General features: G+C 72.2%; 18 protein-coding genes. 2 read left to right on the forward strand and 16 right to left on the reverse strand.

The features are described from left to right. Positions 1-57: 57 nt before the first annotated feature. Positions 58-414 carry a BlaI/MecI/CopY family transcriptional regulator gene (locus tag ACZ4FV_RS25550; protein WP_395866833.1) on the reverse strand — a complete coding sequence of 119 codons (357 nt, stop codon included), beginning with the start codon at positions 412-414 and terminating at the stop codon, positions 58-60. 240 nt (positions 415-654) lie between these two features. Between ACZ4FV_RS25550 and ACZ4FV_RS25555 the strand changes: the two genes are divergently transcribed. After that, a complete protein-coding gene (locus ACZ4FV_RS25555; protein WP_465323294.1) occupies positions 655-1,593 on the forward strand; it encodes a M23 family metallopeptidase in 939 nt (312 codons plus the stop codon). A gap of 21 nt (positions 1,594-1,614) precedes the next feature. Here the strand turns inward: ACZ4FV_RS25555 and ACZ4FV_RS25560 are convergent, their stop codons facing one another. The 12 genes from ACZ4FV_RS25560 to ACZ4FV_RS25615 all read right to left on the reverse strand — a co-directional run bounded on the left by ACZ4FV_RS25560 (position 1,615) and on the right by ACZ4FV_RS25615 (position 13,316). Next, the gene (locus ACZ4FV_RS25560) at positions 1,615-2,244 is read right to left on the reverse strand and encodes a GDSL-type esterase/lipase family protein (RefSeq protein WP_465323295.1); all 630 of its coding nucleotides are present in this window, start codon (positions 2,242-2,244) and stop codon (positions 1,615-1,617) included. Between the two features lie 109 nt (positions 2,245-2,353). Next, positions 2,354-3,862: a bifunctional lysylphosphatidylglycerol synthetase/lysine--tRNA ligase LysX gene (gene lysX / locus ACZ4FV_RS25565; RefSeq protein WP_395866828.1), complete on the reverse strand. Its 1,509-nt coding sequence runs from the start codon at positions 3,860-3,862 to the stop codon at positions 2,354-2,356. A 70-nt stretch (positions 3,863-3,932) separates the two neighbouring features. Further along, positions 3,933-5,036 carry a hypothetical protein gene (locus ACZ4FV_RS25570; protein ID WP_465323296.1) on the reverse strand — a complete coding sequence of 368 codons (1,104 nt, stop codon included), beginning with the start codon at positions 5,034-5,036 and terminating at the stop codon, positions 3,933-3,935. Between the two features lie 90 nt (positions 5,037-5,126). Beyond that, on the reverse strand, positions 5,127-5,915 hold the full coding sequence (locus ACZ4FV_RS25575) for a type III pantothenate kinase (RefSeq protein ID WP_020549599.1): 789 nt from the start codon (positions 5,913-5,915) through the stop codon (positions 5,127-5,129). Between the two features lie 110 nt (positions 5,916-6,025). Then, entirely contained in the window at positions 6,026-6,916 is an 891-nt protein-coding gene (gene nadC, locus ACZ4FV_RS25580; protein ID WP_465323297.1) for a carboxylating nicotinate-nucleotide diphosphorylase, read from the reverse strand. Next, on the reverse strand, positions 6,913-8,562 hold the full coding sequence (locus ACZ4FV_RS25585) for an L-aspartate oxidase (protein ID WP_395866822.1): 1,650 nt from the start codon (positions 8,560-8,562) through the stop codon (positions 6,913-6,915). The genes nadC and ACZ4FV_RS25585 overlap by 4 nt, the downstream gene beginning before the upstream one ends. After that, positions 8,559-8,990, reverse strand: coding sequence for an aspartate 1-decarboxylase (panD, locus tag ACZ4FV_RS25590; protein WP_395866820.1), 432 nt, complete (start codon positions 8,988-8,990; stop codon positions 8,559-8,561). Before panD ends, ACZ4FV_RS25585 begins: the two co-directional genes overlap by 4 nt. After that, positions 8,987-9,847 (reverse strand): pantoate--beta-alanine ligase, encoded by an 861-nt coding sequence (gene panC, locus ACZ4FV_RS25595; protein ID WP_395866818.1) that lies wholly within the window; start codon positions 9,845-9,847, stop codon positions 8,987-8,989. The genes panD and panC overlap by 4 nt, the downstream gene beginning before the upstream one ends. After that, positions 9,844-10,782 carry a Rossmann-like and DUF2520 domain-containing protein gene (locus ACZ4FV_RS25600; RefSeq protein ID WP_395866816.1) on the reverse strand — a complete coding sequence of 313 codons (939 nt, stop codon included), beginning with the start codon at positions 10,780-10,782 and terminating at the stop codon, positions 9,844-9,846. The genes panC and ACZ4FV_RS25600 overlap by 4 nt, the downstream gene beginning before the upstream one ends. Before the next feature lie 64 nt (positions 10,783-10,846). Next, positions 10,847-11,284, reverse strand: a complete 438-nt coding sequence (locus tag ACZ4FV_RS25605; protein ID WP_395866814.1) for a hypothetical protein — start codon at positions 11,282-11,284, stop codon at positions 10,847-10,849. 358 nt (positions 11,285-11,642) lie between these two features. Further along, the gene (locus tag ACZ4FV_RS25610; protein ID WP_395866812.1) at positions 11,643-12,824 is read right to left on the reverse strand and encodes a cytochrome P450; all 1,182 of its coding nucleotides are present in this window, start codon (positions 12,822-12,824) and stop codon (positions 11,643-11,645) included. A gap of 33 nt (positions 12,825-12,857) precedes the next feature. Next, the gene (locus ACZ4FV_RS25615; RefSeq protein WP_395866810.1) at positions 12,858-13,316 is read right to left on the reverse strand and encodes a 2,4'-dihydroxyacetophenone dioxygenase family protein; all 459 of its coding nucleotides are present in this window, start codon (positions 13,314-13,316) and stop codon (positions 12,858-12,860) included. Between the two features lie 139 nt (positions 13,317-13,455). Between ACZ4FV_RS25615 and ACZ4FV_RS25620 the strand changes: the two genes are divergently transcribed. Beyond that, positions 13,456-14,265: an SDR family NAD(P)-dependent oxidoreductase gene (locus tag ACZ4FV_RS25620; RefSeq protein WP_395866808.1), complete on the forward strand. Its 810-nt coding sequence runs from the start codon at positions 13,456-13,458 to the stop codon at positions 14,263-14,265. Positions 14,266-14,442: 177 nt separating this feature from the next. On the opposite strand, the gene ACZ4FV_RS25625 is transcribed toward ACZ4FV_RS25620, so the two are convergent. The 3 genes from ACZ4FV_RS25625 to ACZ4FV_RS25635 form a co-directional block, all read right to left on the reverse strand. Then, complete coding sequence (locus tag ACZ4FV_RS25625; protein WP_402234511.1) at positions 14,443-15,141, reverse strand: response regulator; 699 nt, start codon at positions 15,139-15,141, stop codon at positions 14,443-14,445. After that, positions 15,138-16,370 (reverse strand): DUF7134 domain-containing protein, encoded by a 1,233-nt coding sequence (locus tag ACZ4FV_RS25630; protein WP_395866804.1) that lies wholly within the window; start codon positions 16,368-16,370, stop codon positions 15,138-15,140. The genes ACZ4FV_RS25625 and ACZ4FV_RS25630 overlap by 4 nt, the downstream gene beginning before the upstream one ends. Before the next feature lie 118 nt (positions 16,371-16,488). Next, positions 16,489-17,667 (reverse strand): sensor histidine kinase, encoded by a 1,179-nt coding sequence (locus ACZ4FV_RS25635; RefSeq protein ID WP_395866802.1) that lies wholly within the window; start codon positions 17,665-17,667, stop codon positions 16,489-16,491. Positions 17,668-17,695: the final 28 nt, after the last annotated feature.

A 17,695-nucleotide genomic window follows, 5' to 3' on the forward strand; every position in this document is an offset into this window, starting at 1 on the left:
GGTCAGCCCAGGAAAGTCCCGAAGTCGCGGCCGATCCGGCGTTCCAGGCGGGTCGACTCACGGCAGCGCGACCCGCAACGCGTCGCGCAACGCCTCGATCTGTTCCGGGGTCATGCCCTCGACGAAGTGCACGAGAGCACCGGCACGACTGTCGCCCGCCGCCCAGTCGGCGCGCATCAACTCGGCGGTATAGGCGTCGCGCGAGCGCACGGCTTCGTACAGATAGGCCCGACCGGCCAAGCGGCGGCGCAGCAAGCCCTTGCGGAAGAGTTTGTCGAGCACGGTCATCACCGTCGTATAGGCCGGTTCACGATCCGGCAGCAGCGCCTCCTGCACCTCGCGCACCGACGACGGGCGATTGAGCCACCAGACGCGGAGCATCACCTGGGTTTCGAGTTCACCGAGACGATTCATGGCGGGCCCTTCGTGAAACCTGGTCGCGCGGTGAACTGCGTCACGCTCGTCGCGCGATCTCCTACGCGGCATCGTAGACATGGATTCGTCCGGATTTGTCGCAAGCGATGATCCGCGCCGCCCGGGAGCGCACTGGGATTACTACGCGGCGTCGTAGTGGCCGCTCCGTTACGACTTGGTCTATATGCGGCGGATTGCTACCACTGATCCCGGCCTTGTCGTCGAAACCCCGAGGTATTCGTGCCGCACTCCCCCGAAGCTCCGTCCACGCCCACGCCCACATCCGGGCCGATCGACCGCGTCACGCGGCTCAAGGGCCTGCGCCCGAGTCGCTCGGTCACCGTGGTCTCGGGCCTCGCACTGTTGGCCGTCGCGGTCACCACCGGCGTCCAGACGGCGGGTTCGGGAGCGGGCCGGGAGCACGCGGCCGGGTCGGCGAGCGCCGATCCCGGCACGGCGCAGCGGCTTGCCGATCGTGGTGCGGACGTCGCGGCGCGCTCCCAGGAGCGCGCGGCGCTGAGCGCCACCGGGGAGCAGGCCAAGGAATCGGCGGCCTCGGACGCGGCCGCACGAGCGGAGGCGGAGCGGGCGCAGGAACTCGAACGCGCGCAGGAGGCGGAGCGGGCGCAGGAGCTCGAACGCGCGCAGGAGGCCGAGCGGGAGGCGGAGCGGGCCCGCGAGGCCGAGCAGGCCCGGGAGGCCCAAGAGGCCCAGGAGGCCCAGGAGGCCGAGCAGCAGGCGGCGGCGCGGGCCGAGGCCGAGCGCGCGAAGGCCCAGCGGGCCGCCGGATGGGTGCTGCCGACCTCGGACTACACGCTGACCGGCCGCTTCGGCAACAGCGGCTCGCGTTGGGCGCACACGCACACCGGGCTGGACTTCGCGGCGCGCGCCGGTACGCCGATCAAGGCCGCCGCCGCCGGGAAGATAGCCTCCGCCGGCAGCGCGGGCGCGTTCGGCAACCGGATCGTGATCACCCACCCCGACGGCACCCAGACCTGGTACTGCCACCAGTCGCGATTCGCGAAGACCTCCGGCTCGGTGACGGCGGGCGAGGTGATCGGCTACGTCGGTACCACCGGCAACTCCACCGGCCCGCACCTGCACTTCGAGGTGCACCCAGGCGGCGGCGCGGCCGTGGACCCGGGCTCGTGGCTGGCGAAGAAGGGCGTCAAGCCCTGAGCGCCGTTTCGGCCGGCCCGCTCAGTCCCCGCGGGCGAGCGAGTCCAACCAGTCCCACCAGCCGCCCTCGGCGATCAGCCCGGCGAGCTTGGCGTAGCCGACCGAGTCGCAGTGCGCCCCGTCGCCGTACGCCTCGATGCTCGCCCACCACTGCGGGTCCTCGCGCAGCACGCGCTGGAGCGGCACGAAGGTGATGCCGCGCGCGGCGCAGGTCTTCGCGTACGCCTCCTCCAGGACGAGCGCCTCCTCGCCGTCGTTCGCCTCGCCGGGAACCGGGGGCGCGCCGACGACCAGGCAGGTCCAGCGGGCGCCGGTGGCGGTGTCCAGTATCGCGTCGAGGTTGGCGACACTGTCGGCATGCTTGACCCGGCGGCGGCCGTGCTCGACCTTGACATCGTTGACGCCGAACGCGAACACCATGCCGGTGCCGTCGGCGTGCCGCATGCGCGGGACCGCCTCGCCGTACCAGCGCTCCGCGACGTCGGCCGAGGTCTCCAGTCGTACACCGAGGTTGTACGCGGTCAACTGTCGGCCCCGGCGGCGGGACTCGGCCGCGAGGCGACCGACCCATCCGCCGCCGGAGAGGTCGCCGACGCCTTGCACGAACGAGTCGCCGGCGACGCAGATCCGCAGATCGGGGGCTGCTTCCATGCGGCCGACCCTATGCGTACGAACGGGTGACGCGCCCGGAAATGGGACAGGAGCCCCCTCGGGAGCGACGATCCGTCACCGAGGGGGCTCCGCCGCGCCGTCCGGCGGGTCAGTCGGTGGTCGGCTTCACCAGCGGGAACAGGATCGTCTCGCGGATGCCGCGGCCGGTGAAGGCCATGATCATCCGGTCGATGCCCAGGCCCAGGCCGCCGCTCGGCGGCATCGCGAACTCCAGCGCGCGCAGGAAGTCCTCGTCGATCCGCATGGCCTCGACGTCACCGCCCGCCGCGAGCAGCGACTGCTCGGTGAGCCGGCGGCGCTGCTCGACCGGGTCGACCAACTCGGAGTACGCCGTGCCCAGTTCCATGCCGAAGCCGATCAGGTCCCACTTCTCCGCGACGCCCGGCACGCTGCGGTGCTGGCGGGTCAGCGGCGAGGTCTCGATCGGGAAGTCGCGCACGAAGGTCGGCTCGGCCAGGGTGTGCTCGACCAGCGCCTCGTAAATCTCCTGGACCAGCTTGCCCTGGCCCCACGCCTTGTCGTACTCGATCTCGCGCGCGTCGGCGAGCTTGCGCACGGTCTCGATCGGCGTCTCGGGGGTGACTTCCTCGCCGACGGCCTCGGAGACCGAGCCGTAGACGGTGATCTCGCGCCACTCGCCGGAGATGTCCACCTCGCGGTCGCCGTAGCGGAAGGTGTGCGTCCCGAACACGGCCTGCGCGACGTGCTGGTAGACCTCGCGGGTGAGGGTCGCCATCGTGTTGTAGTCGCCGTACGCCTGGTAGGCCTCGAGCATGGTGAACTCGGGGTTGTGCGTCGAGTCCGCGCCCTCGTTGCGGAAGTTGCGGTTGATCTCGAAGACCTTCTCGGCGCCGCCGACGACCAGGCGCTTGAGGTACAACTCCGGCGCGATGCGCAGGTAGAGGTCCATGTCGTAGGCATTGATGTGGGTGACGAACGGGCGCGCGGTGGCGCCGCCGTGCACCGGCTGCAACATCGGGGTCTCGACCTCCAGGAAGTCCCTGGTGTCGAACCACTCGCGGATCGAGCGCACGATCCGGCTGCGGGTGCGCAACATCGCGCGCGACTCGTCGTTGACGATCAGGTCGACGTAGCGCTGGCGGACCCGGGCCTCGGGGTCGGTCAGGCCCTTGTGCTTGTCCGGCAGCGGGCGCAGGCACTTGGACGTGATCGCCCACGTGTCGACCATGATCGACAGCTCGCCGCGGCGGGATGTGATCACCTGGCCCTCGACACCGACGTGGTCGCCCAGGTCGACGTCGCTCTTCCAGGCGGCGAGCGACTCGGCGCCGACGCCGTCCAGCGAGACCATCACCTGGATGTCGCCGTCCCCGTCGCGCAGCGTCGCGAAGCACAGCTTGCCGCCGGTGCGGTAGAGCACCACCCGGCCGGTGACGCCGACCCGGCGCCCGGTCTCCACATCCGCCTCGAGACCGTCGAACTCGGCACGCAGCGCGCCCACCGTCGTACTGCGGGGGAACCCGACCGGGTACGGGTCGGTCCCCTCGGCCCGAAGCCGATCGAGCTTGTCGCGGCGAACCCGCATCTGCTCGGGAAGGTCGTCGATCTGCGGCTGCGCTGCGCTCTGCTCGGTCACGGGACAAGGCTACCCATGGCCAACCGACTCCCCGAACCGATATCCGCCCGGATGGGAAGCGGGGTCCCGGTCAGCCGGTGCCGGTCTGGAGGATCTCGGGGGCCGGGAGTTGGCCGAGGGGGCGGCCCTGGCGGCGGTGCGGGATGACCGGCGAGAGGGCCGCGCGGATCGGGCCGACGTCGAGGGGCGGGACGGCGGCCGGCGCGGGATCGGGGGCGGGTGCGTGCGTCGCGTTCGGGTTCTCGGCGTCGCGGTCGGTTGCGACCTCGGCGCCCTCGGGCTCGGGCGACGCGGGTGCGTCGGGTGCGAACCCGTGCCCGTGCTCGGCTTCGGGCCCGGCCTGGGCTTCGGGCCCGGCCTGGGCTTCGGGCCCGGTCTGGGGTTCGGGCTCGGCCTGGGGTTCGTGCTCGGCCTCGGACGGGTCCTCGACGGCGCGATCGACGATCTCGGCGGTACCGTCCGTGACATCCGTACCGTCAGCCGGCTCCGCGCCGTTGGCGACATCAGTGGTGGCCATGGCGTCGTCCGTCGCCTCCGGACCGGTCTGGTCCGCGGCCTGCGCGACGGGTGCTTCGGCGAGGGTCGGCCGGGGCTCGGGTTCGCTTGCCGCAACCGGCACCGGTGTCGGCTCCGGGGTGCGGTCGCGTTTGTGCTCGGCCGGTGTCGGCGATGGTGGGGTGGGGCGGGGGCGGGTGGGGATCAGGATGTCCAGGGGGTCGGTGCGGACGGCTCGGGCGGCTTCGGCGGTGGCTCGGCGGTGGGCTCGGGCGGCGAGGCGGTGTTCGAGGTCGGTCTCGGCCAGGTGTGTGCAGCGGCGGAGCAGGGCCGCGCGGCTCGCGCGTTCGCGTTCGCCGCACGGCAGGTCGAGGGTGGTGCGCAGGGCGGCCAGGTCCTCGGCCGAGGGGACGTGCGCGATCTCGTCCACCGCGTTGCGCAGGCAGGACAGGAAGCCGGCCGCGCTCCCGGGCAGCGCGGCCCGATAGCGCCGCAGTTCGGCCGTCATGAACGCGCGCAGCCGTTCGCGCTCGTCCTGCGCCTCGCCGATCGCCCGGCCCAGCAGCCAGAAGTCGACCGAGTCGCGCCCCCCGCGCAGCGCGACGGCCAGCGCGCGACGCAGCACCCGCACCTCGTGCGCGCTGAAGGCCATCCCCTGGTCACCATGTGGCGTCGGCATACCACGCACTGTATGCGGAGAGGTGGACAATCCGGCTTATTTGATGCGTGTGTTTTTCCGACTTGGAGCCGACCGCGAGGCCGGCTCCGATCAGACCGCCGCGTTGCGCTCGTAGACCATCCGCAGGCCGATCAGGGTCAGCCACGGCTCGTGCACATCGATCACCGAGGCCTCTCCCAGCACCAGCGTCGCCAGTCCGCCGGTGGCCACCACGGTGACCGCGTCCGGGTCGTCCGGGGACAGTTCGGCCGCCATCCGCTTGACCACGCCGTCCACCTGGCCGGCGAAGCCGTACAGGATGCCCGCCTGCATCGCCTCGACCGTGCTCTTGCCGATCACGCTCCGCGGGCGCATCAGCTCGATCTTGCGCAGTTGCGCGCCGCGCGCGCCCAGCGCGTCCACCGAGATCTCGATGCCGGGGGCGATCGCGCCGCCGACGTACTCGCCCTTGGTGCTGACCGCGTCGAAGGTGGTCGCGGTGCCGAAGTCGACCACCACGCACGGGCCGCCGTACAGCTTGACCGCCGCCAGCGCGTTGATGATCCGGTCGGTGCCGACCTCCTTGGGGTTGTCCATCAGGACCGGCACGCCGGTCTTGACCCCGGGCTCGACGACGACCGTGGGGATGTCGCCGTAGTAGCGCCGCACCATGTCGCGCATCTCGTGCAGCACGGACGGCACGGTGGAACAGATCGCGATGCCGTCGATGCCGTCGGCACCGATCAGCGGGTGCTGGCCGAGCAATCCCGCGAGGACCACCGCGAGTTCGTCGGCGGTCCGCCGGGCCTCGGTCGAGATGCGCCAGTGCTCGACGATCTCGTCACCGTCGAACAGGCCGAGCACGGTATGCGAGTTACCGACGTCGATGGTGAGCAACATCGTGGGCGTCCTTGGTGTTCTGGCTCGGGCCGTGGGGGACGGAGCGCGGCTTCGGGAAGGAGAGGGGCGGCGGGGCGGGGACGGCTGATCCGGTGAACGGTACCGGTCGCTCAGGCGCGCAGGTCCACGCCGACGTCCAGGATCGGGGCGGAGTGGGTGAGCGCGCCGACCGCGAGGTAGTCCACGCCGGTCTCGGCGACCGCGCGGGCGGTCGCCAGGGTGAGGCCGCCGCTGGCTTCGAGTCGGGCCCGGCCCGCGACCAGGGTCACCGCCTCGCGCATGCGTTCGGGCGTCATGTTGTCCAGCAGGATCAGGTCGGCGCCCGCGTCCAGCACCGGCGGGATCTGTTCGAGGTGGTCCACCTCGACCTCGACCGGCACGTTCGGGAAGGCCGCGCGCACCGCCTGGAAGGCCTCCGCCACGCCGCCCGCGGCGACCACGTGGTTGTCCTTGACCATGGCCGCGTCGGACAGCGACATCCGGTGGTTGACCCCGCCGCCGCAGCGCACCGCGTACTTCTCCAGGGCGCGCAGGCCCGGCGTGGTCTTACGGGTGTCGCGGACCGAGGCACCGGTGCCCTCGATCGCGTCGACCCACGCGCGGGTGGCGGTGGCCACGCCGGACAGCCGGGACAGCAGGTTGAGCGCGACCCGCTCGGCGGTGAGCAGCGCGCGGGTGCTCGCCTCGGCCGTGAACAGCACCGTGCCGGGCGTCACCGCGTCGCCGTCCCGGACGTGCCGGGCGACCACCAGGTCGGCGCCGCAGACCAGTTCCAGGACCGCCTCGGCGACCGGGATGCCCGCGACCACGCCCGACCCGCGCGCGGCGAACTCGGCCTGGCCGCGCGCGTGCTCGGGCACGGTGGCCACCGAGGTGACGTCCACCCCGCCGTCGAGGTCCTCGGCCACGGCGGCGGTCACCAGCGCGGCGACGGCGAGCGGGTCGAGCCCGGCCTCGGCCAGGCGCGACGTGAGATCGGCGGACAGCTCGACGGTGGTCACGGGGTCGACTCCTCGGATTCGTAGGCCTGGTAGGCGACGTGCAGGGCGCCCTCGCGCAGCGACGTGACGAGATTCCCGCGCCACGCGGTGTCGTCGCGGTCGGGATGATCCTCGCGCCAGTGGCAGCCGCGCGTCTCCTCGCGCAGCAGCGCGGCACGGGTGAGCGCGCCGGCGACCAGGTGCAGGTTGGTGGTCTCCCACGTCTGCGTGCACGGGTCGGTGCTGGTACGACCGGCCAACGCGGTCAGCTCGGCCTCGGTGCCGATCAGCCCGGCCGCGTCGCGCAGCACCCCGGCACCGGCGGTCATCGCCCGCTGCAGGCGCAGCCGCGCCGCCTCACCGAGCAGCCCGGTCACACCGCTCGGCGCGACCGGCTCGGCGAACGGCGGCATGTCCCGGGCCAGGTCGGCCGCGATCCGCTCGGCGAAGACCAGGCCCTCCAGGAGCGAGTTGGACGCGAGCCGGTTGGCGCCGTGCACGCCGGTGCACGCCACCTCTCCGCACGCGTACAACCCCGGCACGCTGGTCCGTCCGTGCAGGTCGGTCCTTACGCCTCCACTCGCGTAGTGCGCGGCGGGCGCGACCGGAATCGGCTCGGTCACCGGGTCGATGCCGTGCGCGCGGCACGCGGCCAGGATGGTCGGGAAGCGGTGCTTCCACATGTCCGCGCCGAAGTGCCGACCGTCCAGGTACATGTGCTCGGCGCCGGTCTCGGCCATCCGGCGCATGATGCCCTTGGCCACGATGTCACGCGGGGCCAGCTCGCCCAGCGGATGGCGATCCGTCATGAACCGGATGCCGGCCGCGTCCACGAGATGGGCACCCTCGCCGCGCACGGCCTCGGAGACCAGCGGCTGCTGGCCCTCGGCGCCCGGGCCGAGCCACAGCACGGTCGGGTGGAACTGGACGAACTCCAGGTCGGTGACCTCGGCCCCGCCGCGCAGCGCGAGCGCGACCCCGTCGCCGGTGGACACCGAGGGGTTCGTGGTGGACGAGAAGACCTGGCCCATGCCGCCGGTGGCGAGCACGACGGCCCGCCCCACGGCGGCGCCGACCCCGTCCCGCGCGCCCTCGCCCATCACGTGCAGGGTGACCCCGCACGCGCGCCCGGAGGCGTCCTTGAGCAGGTCGAGCACGAGCGCGTTCTCGATCACCTCGATGTCCGGCGTGGCCCGCACCGCGGCGACCAGCGCGCGCGATATCTCCGCACCCGTCGCGTCGCCGCCCGCGTGCGCGATCCGGTTGCGCAGGTGACCACCCTCGCGGGTGAGCAGCACGTCCCCGTCCGGGCCCCGGTCGAACTCGGCGCCGGTGTCGATCAGTCGGCGCACCGCGTCCGGGCCCTCGGTGACCAGCACCCGGACCGCGTCCTCGGCGCACAATCCGGCACCGGCCACGAGCGTGTCGCGCAGGTGCTGTTCGGGGGTGTCGCCCTCGCCGAGCGCGGCCGCTATCCCGCCCTGCGCCCAGCGGGTGGAGCCCTCGTCGAGTTGCGCCTTGGTCACCAGCAGAACCCGGCCGGCCCGGCGCGCGCGCAGCGCGACGGTCAGGCCGGCCACCCCGGAGCCGACCACGATCACATCCGCGCGCACGGTCCACCCGGGATCGGGTGCGGCCAGGCGCGCGGGCATTACGGGCGTGTTCATTGCGCGGCCCGCGCGGGGACCACCCGGTCGCCGCGCACCGTCTCGCCGCCGGGCAGGGCCTCGGCCGGGTCGTGTCCGGTGCCGGTGATCGTGTTGGCCGCGTCGACGAACACCACCCGCGGCTTCATCGCCCGCGCCTCGGCGTCGGTGACCTGCGCGTAGGCGATGATGATCACCAGGTCGCCGGTGTGCACCAGGCGTGCCGCGGCGCCGTTGATGCCGATCACGCCGGTGCCGCGCGGGCCGGCGATCGTGTACGTCTCCAGGCGCGCGCCGTTGTCGATGTCGACCACGTGCACCAGTTCGCCGGGGAGGATGTCGGCGGCTTCGAGCAGATCCTCGTCGATGGTGATCGAGCCGACGTAGTGGAGGTCCGCCTGCGTGATCGTCGCGCGGTGGATCTTGGACTTGAACATCGTGCGCATCATGACCGGGGGACTCCCGTGATCGTCAGGCGGGCGTTGTCGATGAGCCGGGTGGCGCCCACGCGGGCCGCGATCGCCAGGATCGCCGGGCCGGCGTGGTCGGCGGCCACCGGGGTGAAGTCGTCGATGTCGACCAACTCCACATAGTCGGGTTCCAGCACGGCGCGCAGCACGTCCTCGGCGGCGGCGCGCACGGCGCCCGCGCCCTCGCCGGCGCGCCGGGCGCCCGCGTCGAGCGCGCGGCTGAGCGAGAGCGCGTTCTCCCGCTCGGCCTCGGACAGGTAGCGGTTGCGGCTGGACCGGGCCAGCCCGTCGGGTTCGCGGACGGTGGGCACGCCCACGATCTCGACGGGGAAGTTCAGGTCGCGCACCATGCGCCGGATCAGCGCGAGTTGCTGGGCGTCCTTCTCACCGAAGAAGGCGACCCTCGGCGCGGTCAGGTGCAGCAACTTGGCGACCACGGTGAGCATGCCGTCGAAGTGGCCGGGGCGGGAAGCGCCTTCCAGGACCGCGCCGGTGGGCCCGGCGGTGATCCGCACCCGCGGCTCGCCGCCCGGGTACACCTCCTGCACCGACGGCGCGAACACCACGTCGGCGCCCGCCTCCTCGCTCAGCTCCAGGTCGGCGTCCAGGGTGCGCGGGTAGCGGTCCAGGTCCTCGCCCGCGCCGAACTGGAGCGGGTTGACGAACACGGTGACCACGACGTGGCCGCTCGGGCCGACGAACCCGCGCGCAGCGCGGATCAGCGCCGCGTGGCCCTGGTGCAGCGCGCCCATCGTCATCACCACCGCGCGCAACCCGTACGGCCGGGTGTCCTCGGTGAGTTCGGCCGCGGTCCGGGCCAGGCGCACGGCGGTCACGGTCGGCCGCCCTCGGCCAGCACGCCCAGCAGCGCCTCGGCCGCCTCGGCCTTGAGCAGGCCGGCGTTCAGTGCGCGGTCGGCGGTCAGCCGGGCCATCGCCACGTAGGCGGCGAGTGCCTCGGGTGAGACCCGGCGCAGCTCGGCCACGTGCGCGGCCACCGTGCCCGCGTCGCCGCGCGCGACCGGGCCGGTCAGCGCGTGATCGCCGGATCGCAGCGCGTTGTCCAGGGCGGCGCCGAGCAGCGGTCCGAGCATCCGGCCCGGGGCCCGCACGCCGGCCGCGCCGAGCAGTTCGATCGACTGCGCGACCAGGGTGACCAGGTGGTTCGCGCCGTTGGCCAGGGCCACGTGGTAGAGCGCGCGGTCGCGCTCCTCGATCCACTCCGGCTCACCGCCCATCTCCACCACGAGCGCCTCGGCGACCGGGCGCAGCGGCTCGGGCGAGGTGACCCCGAAGGAGCACCCGGCCAGTCGTTCGAGGTCGATCGTGCTGCCGGTGAAGGTCATCACCGGGTGCAGCGCGAGCGGCAGCGCGCCGGCGCGGGTGGCGGGCTCCAGGACATCGACGCCGTAGCGGCCCGACGCGTGCACCAGGAGTTGACCGGCCTTGATCGCGCCGGTCTCGGCCAGGCCGTGCACGAGCGCCTCCAGCGCGTCGTCGGGCACGGTCAGCAGGGTCAGGTCGGAGGCCGCGATCACCTCTTGCGGGGTGACCAGCGGGACGCCGGGGAGCAGGTCCTCGGCGCGGCGCCGGGAGGTCTCCGAGACACCGGAGGCGGCCACCACCGAGTGCCCGGCGAGGGCGAGGGCGGCGGCGAGGGTCGGGCCGACACGGCCGGCGCCGACGACTCCCACGCGCAGCCGCGCGGGGCGGTCGGCGGGGTCGGGCGAGCGGCCGTGCGGATTCGGACGTGCGTTGATGTCGTTGTTCACGCGAGCGAGCCTTCCGTTCCAGTCCGCGGCGGGTACCGGACGAGTACTGGCCCGATCAGGGTACTCACGCGCCGGGCGGGCCGGTCCCCGGGTTGGTCGGCAGGCCGGTCCGCGGCACGCCGGGCGGCTGCCACCGATACCGGGAGGAGCCGGCCTGGTGGACGACCCGTCGCACGACCCGGTGGCGGATCAGCTCGGGGCCGCGCATGCCGATCGCACCGAGCGCGGTCAGCACGAGGCCGGTCAACAACATCGTGCCGGTGACCACCCGGGCCACCCGGACGCTGCGTGGGCCGCCCTGGGTTTGCAGCGAGTAGGCGGAGGAGGACTGTCGGGTGTCGGGGGCGGTCGGTTGCGCCGACGTGGCGGCGCTACTGCGCTCGGGTGACGGCGAGGAGGTGGAGCCGACGTCCAGGGCCCCGGCCGCCGCGACGATTCCGATCGCGGCGACCGCGAGCGCACAGCGTCGACCCGCGCGTATGACCAGTTGACGGCTTCCCATGGGGAGCCTCCCGGAGACCGGTGACGATTGACCAGGTGCGAGGGTTCGGCCCTCTTCTTTCCCTGAGTCGGTCGCTTATGTGTCCCCTTTTGACCGCGATCGCATGCCTCGCGGCCGGCTAAGGGCGCGAGAGCGGCCCTGGCGGACCGCTCGCGTGCCACCGCAGAGACCGGCCGCTTCGGCCGGATCACGCCCGGTCACCGTCGGTCACTCCCGGGACGGCAGGTCGGCACCGCTCCCGGAGCGGACGGATCCCGGGATCCGTCCGCTCCGCACCGCCGGACCGGAGGGGAACCCGGTCCGATCCGAGTCCACACCGCCCCCGGGACGGGACCCGGGACCTGTCCGGAAACCGGCCCTAGCCGAGCCGGACCGGCAATCGGGTGAGCGCGTTGTTGAGGTTCGAGCGCAACCGTTCGGGCTCGCCGGTCGCCTCGATCGTGGGATAGGTCGCGAGCAGCTCCTCGAAGAACACCCGGCCCTCCAGGCGCGCGATGTGCACGCCCAGACAGAAGTGCTCGGCGAAGCCGAACGACAGGTGCGGGTTGGGCCTGCGGGTGATGTCGAAGCGCTGCGGGTCGGCGAAGACCTCCTCGTCGCGGTTCGCCGAGGTGTAGTACATGGCCACCTTGTCGCCCGCCTTGATCGACACCCCGCGCAGCTCGGTGTCCCGGGTGGCGGTTCGGCGGAAGTAGTGCAGCGGGTTGGCCCAGCGCAGGATCTCCTCGACCGCGCCCGGCACCAGGGCGCGATCCGCGCGCAGCGCGGCGAGCTGGTCGGGATGGCTCAGCAGCGCGTGCAGTCCGGCGGACAGCATGGTCTTGGTGGTGTCGTTGCCGGCGGTGACCAGTTGCACGAAGAACTGGCCGAAGTCGAGGTCGGTCATCATCCGGCCACCGAACTCGGACTCCAGGATCAGCGAGGTGATGTCCTCGCGCGGTTCCTCGGCCCGGCGCCGCGCGGCGAAGCCGATCGCGTAGCGGGCCATCTCGATCGCCGCCCGGCCGCCCTCGCCCGCGGTGTTCCGCTCGGCCAGCTCGTGGATGTGGTCCCAGTCCGCCGCGGGCAGGCCCATCAGCTCGCCGATCACCTGGGTCGGCAGGCCGGAGGTGACGTCGTGCACGAACTCGACGTCGCCGGTGCCCACACGCGCGAAGATCTCCCGGCAGATGGTCCGGATCCGGTCCTCCATGCCGCCGACCACCTTCGCGGTGAAGGACTTCACCAGCGGCTTGCGGTACGCGCGGTGGCGCGGCGGATCCATCGACAACAACGTGCCGCGCAGGGCTTCGAGCCGCTCGGGTTCGAGGTCCTCCAGGATGATCCCGCCCGCCTCGGCGGAAAAGATCGCCGGATTCTGCGACACGTACTCGACGTCGGCGTGCCTGAGCACGGCCCAGTAGCCCGGTTGCCCCGGGATGTCCTGCCAGTACACGGGATCGGTCCGGCGCAGCTCGGCGAACAGCGCGTGCGGCGGCCCGTCGAGATACCCCTCGGGGCTGTAGAGGTCGGGTCGGATCAGGTCGGGCGTGCTGGTCATGGCGTCTCCCTCGCAACCGCGGATCGCACGTCGTCAGCCCACGAGCACGTTCGGCCGACCGAAGCCCTGCGCCTCGCACAGGGCGTAGTAGGCGCGCAGCGTGCCGGCGCCGTCGGTGACCGAGGTGATGTTGCCCTCGGCGTCCAGGTTGAGGTTGGCGCCGTACATCTGGAACCACACCCGGGTGTCGGGCTCGACGCAGGTGAGCGTGTGCACCGAACCGGCGGGCTCGTACAGGAACGAGCCGGCCCGGTTGACGTAGTCGTACTCGGCGTACTTCCACGCGCCGGACGTGGTGTAGCCGTAGACCGGGCCGGTGTGGCGGTGCGTCTCGACGGCGAAGCCGGGCTGGAAGATGTTCTCCACGATCCAGAGGCCCTCCTCCTCCTTGACGCACAGCACCTTGAGCTTGTTGCCGTCGCCGATCTCGACGAACGGCAGGTCCTCGGCCCCGATGTGCACGGCGGGGCGGCCGGCTGCGGTGGTGGTCATGCGGGTTCCTCCCGGAGGCGATCACTGCTCCTGTAACGGTGTAACAGCATGCCTCAAGGATCGGGGAGTTTCGAGGGTCGCGTGGGATGGGCAACACCATCGATCGCACACGCGGGGGGATGGAGATGGGGAGCGGGAGATGGGACAGCTCGACGGGAGAGTCGCCGTGGTCACCGGCGGCGCCAACGGGATCGGCCGCGCGTGCTGCGAGCGGTTCGCCGAGGAGGGCGCCGACATCGTGGTCGCCGATCTTCTCGACGAAGCCGCGATGGACACCATCGAGGCGGTCGAGAAACGTGGCCGGCGGGCCACCTACATGCACACCGACGCGAGCAGCCCCACGGACACCGGGACGGTGATGCAGCACGCGATCGACACGTTCGGCGCGATCGACGTCCTGGTCACCGCCGCGGGCATCAGTACGGCCGACTACGTCAGCGGGCGGCCGAGCAACCGGGCCGCGGTCGAACGCGACCCGATCAAACGATTCGTGGACAGCCCCCTCGCCGAGTGGCAGCGCGTGCTCGACGTGAACCTGACCGGCACGCTGCTGGCGGTCCAGGCCGCCGCGCGCTGGATGGTGGCCGGCGGCCGGCGCGGCTCGATCATCACCATCGCGTCGATCGCCGCGAAGCACCCCGAGGCCGGCTCGGCGGCCTATTCAGTGTCCAAGGCCGGCGTGTGGATGCTGACCAAGCAGGCCGCGCTCGCGCTCGGACCGGCCGGGATCCGGGTCAACGCGATCGGACCGGGCTTCATCGAGACCAACATGACGGCGGTCCTGCGCGGGATGCCCGAACTGGAGCAGCGCCTGCTCGGCAGCGTGCCGCTGGGCCGGATGGGCAGCGCCCGCGAGGTGGCCAACGCGGCGCTGTTCCTGGCGAGCGACCAGTCGTCCTACTTCACCGGCGAGATGTTGCACCCGGACGGCGGCTTCTACACCGACTGATCCACCGATACACCGACAGATCCACCGATCGACCGGCCGACGCGGGCCGGCCGGACACCGAACGCGGGTCGGGCGATCGCCCGACCCGCGTTCACGATCCCGGACACAGGTCCTCGGGACGGGTGCCAGGCCCTGTCCCGGCGGATCCTGGTGGGTCCGCGCCGCCTGGCACCGCGCCTAGCGGCCCCGGGCCTTGACCAGGCCCGTCTCGTATGCGAGCACCACGACCTGGACCCGGTCGCGCAGCCCGAGCTTCATCAGGATGCGGCCGACGTGGGTCTTGATGGTGGCCTCGGACAGGAACAGCCGCTGAGCGATCTCCGCGTTGGACAGGCCCTGGGCGACCAACATCATCACCTCCAGCTCGCGCTCGGTGAGCGCGTCCACCACGTCCGGCCGGGGTTCGTGGTCGCTGGGCAGGATCGGCGCGAACCGGTCGAGCAGACGCTTGGTGGTGCTCGGCGCGACCACCGCGTCACCGGAGGCCACCGCGCGGATCCCGGACAGCAGTTCCGGCGGCGGCACGTCCTTGAGCAGGAAGCCGCTGGCCCCGGCCTTGAGCGCGGCGAACGCGTACTCGTCCAGGTCGAAGGTGGTCAGCATGAGCACCTTGGGCCGGGCCCGGCCCTCCGGCAGCACCAGCGCGTTCTCACCACCCTCGGCACAGATCCGCCGGCATGCCTCGACCCCGTCCATCCGGGGCATCCGCACGTCCATCAGGACCACGTCGACGTCCACGTGCCGAAGCTTGTCGAGCGCCTCGACACCGTCGCCGGCCTCGGCGACCACGCTCATGTCCGGCTGCGCCTGCAACACCATGGTGAAGCCGGTCCGCAGCAATTCCTGGTCGTCGACCAGCATCACCTTGATGCTCACTGAGCTCCTTGAAGAGTCGTCCTGTTGGGCGTGCCGGAGGAGACGGACGAGGAGTCGGGGCGGCCCGCGTAGGGCAACATCGCGCTGACCGACCACCCTCCGCCGACGCTGGGCCCGGTCCGCAACCGACCACCCAGCATCGCGACCCGCTCGCGCATACCGACCAGGCCGTGGCCCATGCCGTCGCCGGGAGCCGCGGCGCCCCGCCCGTCGTCGCTGATCTCCATCTCCAGGCCATCTTCCCCGTAGCCCACACCGACCGTCGCGGTGGCATCGGGGCCGGCGTGTTTGCGGGTGTTCGTCAGTGCCTCCTGGACGATCCGGTACGCGGTCAGCGCGACGCTCTGCGGCAGTTCGACCGGCACCCCCTCGACCCGGAGCTCGACGTTGAGACCGGTGGTGCGCACCTGCTCGACCAGTTCGCCGAGTTGGTCCACGCCCGGCTGCGGTACGTACGCGTCGGTCTCGGCCTGCGAGCGCAGCACGCCCAGCAGCCGACGCATCTCGGCCAGCGCCTCGCGTCCGGTCGCCGCGATCGTGCCCAGCGCCTCGCGGGCCCGGTCCGGCGACGAGTCGATCGCGTACGCCGCGCCGTCGGCCTGCACCACCATCACCGACACGTTGTGCGCGACCACGTCGTGCAGTTCGCGCGCGATCCGGGCCCGCTCGGCCGCCGCGGCGATCTGCGCCTGCTGGTCGCGCTCGAACTCCAGCCGGGTGGCCCGCTCCTCCAACTCGGCGTAGAACGCCCGGCGGGTGCGCATCGAATCGCCCAGCACCCACGCGATCGCGAGCAGCACCACGAGGAAGCCGAAACCGATGACGTTGTCGCGGAACGAGGAATCGCTCGATTCCGGGAAGCGCGCGAGCAGGATGGCCGGCCCGAGCAGGACCATCGCGAGCCCGATGCGCGAGAGCCATCGCGGGCCGGACTTGGCAGCCGTGTACAGCGCGACGAGCATCGCGTAGTTGGCCGAGGTGAGCGTGCCGTCCCAGACCAGCTGCATCAACCCGCCGACCACGACCATGGCGGTCGCGGTCAGGGGCCGCACCCGGTGCAGCGCCATGCCCAGGCTGAGCAGCATCACGATCACGAACCACCACCAGCGCGGAGCGGGTGCGGTGGTGTCCTCGAAGACCTGCAGCAGTGCGAGGCCGAGGATCGGAATCGTGCACACCGAGTCGACCCACAAGGGGTGCGCTCGCAGCCACGCGTAGATTCGTTGCACACTTCGACGCTACGCGGCACCGGGTCGTGCGCGCGTCAACCGACGTACCGAATCGGTCCTCCGCCACAAGTCGCACCCGGCAATGCGGCAAGCACGCCCGGAGTGCCGTCCGGACGGCTCAGGAGCCCTCCCCCGGGCGTACCGGCAATCGGGCCCGGACCTGCCAGCCGCCGCCCGACCGGGGTCCGGTCTCCAACCGACCGCCGAACAGCGCGACCCGCTCGCCCATGCCGACCAGACCGTGGCCCATCCCGTCGCCCGGGGCCGCCGCGCCACGGCCGTCGTCGCCCACGTCCAGTTCGACGTCCTCGCCCAGATAGCGCAGCCGCACCATCGCCTCGGCGTTCGGCCCACCGTGCTTGCGGGTGTTGGTCAGCGCCTCCTGGACGATCCGGTACACGGTCAACGCGACGCCCTGAGGCAGTTCGACCGGCACCCCCTCGACCGCCAGACCGACCGGCAGGCCCGCGCTGCGCACCCGCTCCAGCAGGTCCTCGAGCTGCTCGACGCCCGGTTGTGGGACATACGCGTCGCCCTCGTTCTGCGAGCGCAGCACGCCCAGCAGTCGGCGCATCTCGGCGAGCGCCTCGCGCCCGGTGGCGGAGATCGTGCCGAGCGCCTCGCGGGTCAACTCCGGCGCTCCGTCCAGCGCGTACGCCGCGCCGTCGGCCTGCACCACCATCACCGACACGTTGTGCGCGACCACGTCGTGCAGTTCGCGCGCGATCCGGGCCCGCTCGCTCGCCGCCGCGATCTGCGCCTGCTGGTCCCGCTCGCGCTCCAACCGGTCGGCCCGGTCCTCCAATTCGACGTAGTACGCCCGCCGGGTGCGCATCGAATCGCCCAGCACCCACGCGATCACGAACGGGCCCATCAGCAGCAGCGTGAAGAAGACGATGCCGGTGGTCGGTACATCCGGGTTGTCCCACCAGCGCAACATCGCCGCGATCGGCGCGAGCACCCCGCCCACGAGCGCCGTGCGCGACGCCCAGCGCGGGCTGTACGCGGCCGCGCTGTAGGCGATCGCGGGCATCGCGAGCGCCTCCAGGCCCGGCGGTATGTCGTCGAAGAGCTGGAAGATCCCGATCGCGACGGTGACCACCAGCGCGAGGGTGGGATTGCGCCGGCGGATCAGCAGCACGATCGACATCGTGCCGAGCGCGATCAGATGCGGGACGTCGGGCGGCCCGGGCTGATCGATGATCACCTCGAACAGGCCGAACATGAGCAGCAGCAGCGCCCATGCTCCGTCCACGAGCAGGGGGCGTCCACGGAGCCAGGCGTACAGGTGATGCACACAGGCAGGGTAGACGGGCACATCCGTT

It is taken from the genome of Embleya sp. NPDC025285 (assembly GCF_055558835.1).

Bases quoted from the DNA above. Each gene is read 5' to 3' on its own strand.
- ACZ4FV_RS25610 (WP_395866812.1), bottom strand. From the start codon at position 12,824: ATGACCAGCACGCCCGACCTGATCCGACCCGACCTCTACAGCCCCGAG.
- panD (WP_395866820.1), bottom strand. From the start codon at position 8,990: ATGATGCGCACGATGTTCAAGTCCAAGATCCACCGCGCGACGATCACG.
- ACZ4FV_RS25615 (WP_395866810.1), bottom strand. From the start codon at position 13,316: ATGACCACCACCGCAGCCGGCCGCCCCGCCGTGCACATCGGGGCCGAG.
- ACZ4FV_RS25620 (WP_395866808.1), top strand. From the start codon at position 13,456: ATGGGACAGCTCGACGGGAGAGTCGCCGTGGTCACCGGCGGCGCCAAC.
- ACZ4FV_RS25560 (WP_465323295.1), bottom strand. From the start codon at position 2,244: ATGGAAGCAGCCCCCGATCTGCGGATCTGCGTCGCCGGCGACTCGTTC.
- ACZ4FV_RS25605 (WP_395866814.1), bottom strand. From the start codon at position 11,284: ATGGGAAGCCGTCAACTGGTCATACGCGCGGGTCGACGCTGTGCGCTC.
- ACZ4FV_RS25575 (WP_020549599.1), bottom strand. From the start codon at position 5,915: ATGTTGCTCACCATCGACGTCGGTAACTCGCATACCGTGCTCGGCCTG.
- ACZ4FV_RS25585 (WP_395866822.1), bottom strand. From the start codon at position 8,562: ATGAACACGCCCGTAATGCCCGCGCGCCTGGCCGCACCCGATCCCGGG.
- ACZ4FV_RS25570 (WP_465323296.1), bottom strand. From the start codon at position 5,036: ATGCCGACGCCACATGGTGACCAGGGGATGGCCTTCAGCGCGCACGAG.
- ACZ4FV_RS25550 (WP_395866833.1), bottom strand. From the start codon at position 414: ATGAATCGTCTCGGTGAACTCGAAACCCAGGTGATGCTCCGCGTCTGG.